Genomic DNA, 4,885 nt, shown 5'->3' with positions numbered 1-4,885 from the left:
TCCATTCCCGCCTCCACCGCGGACTGCCGCATGCCCGCTGCATCCTCCACACCCACATGCCCTATGCGACTGCCCTGACGACGCTGGAAGGCGGCAGGCTGGAGCCGGTCAACCAGAACGCGCTGCGGTTCTACGATCAGATCGCCTATGACGACGAGTACAACGGTCTGGCGCTGGACGAGGCGGAGGGCGACCGGATGTGCGCCGCGCTCGGCAACCGGCAGATCATGTTCATGGCCAACCATGGCGTCAGCGTCATCGGCCACAGCGTCGCCTTCGCCTTCGACTCTATGTACTACCTGGAACGCGCCTGCCGGAACCAGGTCCTTGCCATGTCGACGGGCAGGCCCCTCAAGCGCGTCCCCGATGGTCTTGCCCGCAAGGTCGCCCAGCAGATCGCGGGGGAAGACAACTCCGAACGCCATTTCGATGCGCTGAAGCGCATCCTGGACCGGGAAGAGCCGGATTACGCCGGCTGACCGATGCTCAGATGATGCCCAGCGACTTGAAGCTGGCGTGCTTGCCCTTGCCGATCACGAGGTGATCGTGAACAGCCAAGCCCATCGCCTTGGCTGCGGTCACGATCTCCTTGGTCATGTCGATATCCGCGCGGCTCGGCGTCGGATCGCCGCTTGGATGGTTGTGGACCAGGATGATTGCGGAAGCGCCCAGTTCGAGCGCCCGCTTGATGACTTCGCGTGGATAGACCGGCGTATGGTCCACGGTGCCGCGTTGCTGCACCTCGTCGGCGATCAGCGTGTTCTTGCGGTCCAGGAACAGCAGGCGGAACTGCTCGGTCGCCTCGTTCGCCATCACTCCCTGGCAATAGTCCAGCAGCCGCTGCCACGTGCTGAGCACCGGCTTGTTCAAGATCTCCTGGCGCGTCATCCGGAGCGCCGCGGCGCCCACGATGGTCAGCGCCGCGACGGTCCCGTCGGTCATCTTCGGAAACGCCTTTCGAAGCGCCTCGGGCGACGCGTTGAAGACGCACCATAGACTGCCGAAGCTGCGCAGCAGCGCCTTGGCCAGCGGTTTCACGTCGCGCCGGGGCAGGGCCGTGAACAGCAGCATCTCCAGCATTTCATAATCCTGAAGCGCATCCGCGCCGGCCGTCAGAAAACGGGTGCGAAGGCGGTCCCGGTGCCCAGCATAGTCTTCCTCGATCGAATCCTTGTCGCTCAATGCGTTCCTTGCGGCTATAAGGCACATGCAACGGCATGCATGCTTATAGCCGCGGCGCGCGGCGGTTGTCAGGTCGAAACGATATCAGCCTGCGATATAGGGAGGCTTGGTGTAACCGGCGGGCGAGAGGGTGAAGATCTCGCAGCCATCCTTGGTGACGCCTATCGAATGCTCGAACTGTGCGGACAGGCTTTTGTCCTTGGTGACCGCCGTCCAGCCATCCGACAGGATCTTCACGTCGTAGCGCCCGGCGTTGACCATCGGCTCGATCGTGAAGAACATGCCTTCCCGCAGCACCGGCCCGCGCCCGGGCTGGCCGAAATGAAGGACCGACGGAGCATCGTGGAAGACCCGGCCAAGGCCGTGACCGCAAAAATCGCGCACGATGGAGAAACGATGCGACTCGGCATAGCGCTGGATCGCGTAGCCGATATCGCCGAGCGTGGCGCCGGGGCGCACCGCCGCGATGCCGAGCATCAGCGACTCATAGGTGACGTCGACCAGCTTGCGCGCCTTGATGCTGACATTTTCGCCGCACAGGAACATCCGGCTGGTATCGCCGAACCAGCCGTCCAGGATCACCGTGATGTCGATGTTCAGGATATCGCCGTCGCGCAGGCGCTTGTCGCCGGGAATCCCATGGCAGACGACATGGTTGATCGAGATGCAGGTCGCCTTGGGGTACCCGCGATAGCCCAGCGGGGCGGGGACCGCCCCATGGTCGCGTATATAGGTCTCGCACAGCACGTCCAGTTCGCCGGTCGTGACGCCGGGAACGACATAGGGACTTATAAAATCGAGCGTGGCCGCGGCGAGCCGACCTGCTTTCCGCATTCCGTCGAAATCTTCCGGGCCGTGCAGGCGGATGCGGTTGCTGTCGAGGTCGTCGGTCTGGGCCGCTTCAGCTCTGGTCATTATGGTTCCGTAATTTCATCAAGCGTGGTCAGAAGCACGGGCAGGGGCCGATCCAGCAGGATCGCCTCCGGCGTGACGGTACAAGAATAGCACAGCGTTTCCACGCCGGCCTTGCGGGCGCTCAGCAGACCCTTATGGTAAACGGGGTCGATGTCTTCCGCGACTCGGAAGTGGTCGCAATCGCCACGCTGCACAAGATAAAGCATGACCGCCCTGCATCCCAGTGCCACCATGTCGGCCAGTTCGACAAGGTGCTTGGCGCCGCGCGCGGTGACGCAGTCGGGAAACTCGGCAGCCCTACCGCCATGGCGGTCGAGACGCCGCAGATGCACGTTCTTGATCTCGACATAGGCGGGTGGCCGGTCCGGTGCTTCGAGCAGCAGGTCGATCCGCGAATTGCGACCGTACCTGACCTCCCGCCTGATCGTCTCGTACCCGTCGAGTTCGGGGATGTTCCCGGCTTTGATCGCGGCGGCGGCCAGGGCGTTCGGGTGCCCCGTGTTGACGCCGACGGCATGACCGTCCGCTTCGACCAGTTCCAGCGTATAGGCCAGTTTGCGCGCCGGGTTGTCCGAGCGCGAAAGCCAGACCCGGGATCCGGGAGCGTTCAATCCGAGCATCGTGCCGGAATTCGGCACATGCGCGGTCACGACCGAACCGTCGGGAAACTCGACGTCGGCCAGGAAGCGCTTGTAGCGCTGGACCAGGCGGCCTTCTGAAAGAACCGACGGAAACGAGACGCCGGCACGCATCGGCTTGGGAGAAAGGGTCATGGCCGCCCTTGTATCCGCGAGCAATGGCGGACGGCAAGGTTCCAGCATTGGCCCTGCGGGAAATTTCACCCGCAGCTTCGTTCGAAAGCCTTTGGAACGGAACGTAAACCAGACATCGCTGTTAGACCGCTGCCTCCCTCGATGGGGGCATGTGGAGCACGGAATGACTACAGCACCAGCCTTTATCATCGAGACTACCGAGTCCGCTGTCGGCGTCGTCGTATTGCAGGACGGCGGCTACCGCTTCTTCGCCTCCAACCCCCGTGCGCAGTCGCTCGACGGCCGGATTTTCAAGAGCCCCGCCCAAGCCGAGCGTGAAGCGCGCCGCCTGGAAAGCGCATCTGCCGCAAGACGCGCCGTGATGCGGGCTTGACCCGTGCGCGTGTTCGGCTATCGACTATGACTGCGGCATGCCAGCCGCCGTCATAGTCGATTTCAGGAAGCCAGGACATGAGCGCTCCCATCCCCGACGTTCCTCCCAATGAAGTCTGGCAGGCGCTGAAAAGCGACCCCAAGGCCAAACTGGTCGATGTCCGTACGACGCCCGAGTGGAACTTCGTCGGCGTGCCCGACCTGAAGGAACTGGGCAAGACGCCGATCAAGATCGAGTGGCAGGTCTATCCAGGCATGTCCGTCAACGAGGATTTCCTGCACAAGCTCAAGCTTGAGGAGGTCGAACCGGGCGACAAGGTATATTTCCTGTGCCGCTCGGGCGTGCGCAGTCTGGCGGCGGCCAAGCTTGCCCAGGAAAACGGCTACGCCGAAGTCTTCAACATCGCCGACGGCTTCGAAGGTCCCAAGGATACAAGCGGCCATCGCGGCACCGTCGCCGGCTGGAAACAGTCGGGCCTGCCCTGGACCCAGGGCTGAAGCTCACCGGCTAAGTCAGCTGTCCAGCAGGCCGTGCCGTTTGTGCCAATTCTCGAGCGATTCATCCGGATACCGGGCGAAGTGGACTTCGCCCGGACCGGTCGGCACCTGAACCCACGGCGCCTTGAAGTCCAGCATGATATGTACCCGCTCCGGTGCCGTCGGCAGAGGCGTGTCGATGGCCGATGCGAAGGGATGGACCAGTTCCGGCCATGCCGGGTCTTCGGCCCAAAGCGCCGTGCCGCAATGCTTGCAGAAATGCCGGTGAGAGGAGCCGCGATGCGTCTTTCCGGGATGCTCCGGATCTTCCAGGGGCGCCTGCCAGGTGGCGACCGCCTCCCGGCCTTCGACTTCAAGGCTGCCGGCATCGCCGCCCAGGTTGATCGCAAAACCTCCTCCGCCGGCGCTCTTGCGGCAGATCGTGCAGTAGCAATGCATGAAGGGAACGGGAGTCGGCGAATTCAGCCTAAACTGGACCGCGCCGCATCGGCATGAACCTTGAAGTTTCATAGCCTTATCTCCCTTGTTTCAACTTTAACTTCAAAGCGTCTGCACGTATGCCAGCGGTTCGAACTCGAACCCCGAAGCGGTCTTGCGGACATATCCGGCATTGGGCAGGCCCCAATGGTAGCCGAACGCCAGCGTCCGGTCCGCTGCCATCCGGTCCAGCAGCTTGTGGCGCGTCGCCCGAGCCATGTCGGCATCCATGTCGAAGACGGCGGACCAGTCCGGATTGCGGACGAACAGGAACGGGACGTTGGTGACGTCGGCCAACGCCATCGCCGTCTCGCCGCCCGATGAAATCTGGAGTGCGGTATGGCCGGGAGTGTGGCCGTATGCCGCCACCGACGTCATGCCCGGCAGCACCTCTTCGCCGGCGCGGTAACGCCTTACGCGGCTGCCGAGGTCGGCGAACGTCGCCCGCACCAGGTCGAACGCAGATTTGCGGCCGGCCGGCGCACGGCTCGCCTCGCCATCGTCCATCCAATACGCATATTCGGCTTCCGGAACCAGGATCTCCGCATTGGGGAACGCCAGCGTGTTGTCGGCGGCCTTGATGCCCGAAATGTGGTCGCCGTGGAAATGCGAGATCACGATGGCCGTGACCGCCGAGGGAGGGATGCCCGCCGCGTCGAGGCCCCGGC

8 protein-coding genes are annotated in these 4,885 nt (G+C 63.5%); 3 read left to right on the top strand and 5 right to left on the bottom strand.

Annotation, left to right across the window (positions count from 1 at the left end; genetic code table 11):
* On the top strand, positions 1-479 hold a 479-nt coding region (locus tag AC5JJ6_RS41550), incomplete at its 5' end, for a class II aldolase/adducin family protein (protein WP_496047675.1).
* A 7-nt stretch (positions 480-486) separates the two neighbouring features.
* On the opposite strand, the gene radC is transcribed toward AC5JJ6_RS41550, so the two are convergent.
* From radC to sfsA, 3 genes are all read right to left on the bottom strand, one after another.
* Positions 487-1,182, bottom strand: coding sequence for a RadC family protein (radC, locus tag AC5JJ6_RS41545; RefSeq protein WP_496047674.1), 696 nt, complete (start codon positions 1,180-1,182; stop codon positions 487-489).
* An 84-nt stretch (positions 1,183-1,266) separates the two neighbouring features.
* A complete protein-coding gene (gene map / locus AC5JJ6_RS41540) occupies positions 1,267-2,097 on the bottom strand; it encodes a type I methionyl aminopeptidase (protein WP_496047673.1) in 831 nt (276 codons plus the stop codon).
* A complete protein-coding gene (gene sfsA / locus AC5JJ6_RS41535; protein ID WP_496047672.1) occupies positions 2,097-2,870 on the bottom strand; it encodes a DNA/RNA nuclease SfsA in 774 nt (257 codons plus the stop codon). The genes map and sfsA overlap by 1 nt, the downstream gene beginning before the upstream one ends.
* Before the next feature lie 163 nt (positions 2,871-3,033).
* Here sfsA and AC5JJ6_RS41530 point away from each other — a divergent pair, with 163 nt between their 5' ends.
* Both AC5JJ6_RS41530 and AC5JJ6_RS41525 read left to right on the top strand, forming a co-directional pair.
* Positions 3,034-3,243, top strand: a complete 210-nt coding sequence (locus tag AC5JJ6_RS41530; RefSeq protein WP_496047671.1) for a hypothetical protein — start codon at positions 3,034-3,036, stop codon at positions 3,241-3,243.
* 77 nt (positions 3,244-3,320) lie between these two features.
* Positions 3,321-3,740, top strand: a complete 420-nt coding sequence (locus tag AC5JJ6_RS41525; RefSeq protein WP_496047670.1) for a rhodanese-like domain-containing protein — start codon at positions 3,321-3,323, stop codon at positions 3,738-3,740.
* 15 nt (positions 3,741-3,755) lie between these two features.
* On the opposite strand, the gene AC5JJ6_RS41520 is transcribed toward AC5JJ6_RS41525, so the two are convergent.
* Together AC5JJ6_RS41520 and AC5JJ6_RS41515 are read right to left on the bottom strand one after the other, a co-directional pair.
* Positions 3,756-4,250 carry a GFA family protein gene (locus AC5JJ6_RS41520; RefSeq protein WP_496047669.1) on the bottom strand — a complete coding sequence of 165 codons (495 nt, stop codon included), beginning with the start codon at positions 4,248-4,250 and terminating at the stop codon, positions 3,756-3,758.
* A gap of 30 nt (positions 4,251-4,280) precedes the next feature.
* Positions 4,281-4,885: MBL fold metallo-hydrolase (locus AC5JJ6_RS41515; protein ID WP_496047668.1), on the bottom strand; the 605-nt coding region annotated here is incomplete at its 5' end.

The organism is Skermanella sp. (assembly GCF_059503625.1).
The sequence above is the reverse complement of the archived record's forward strand: the minus strand, read 5'-3'. Positions and strand labels throughout refer to the sequence as shown.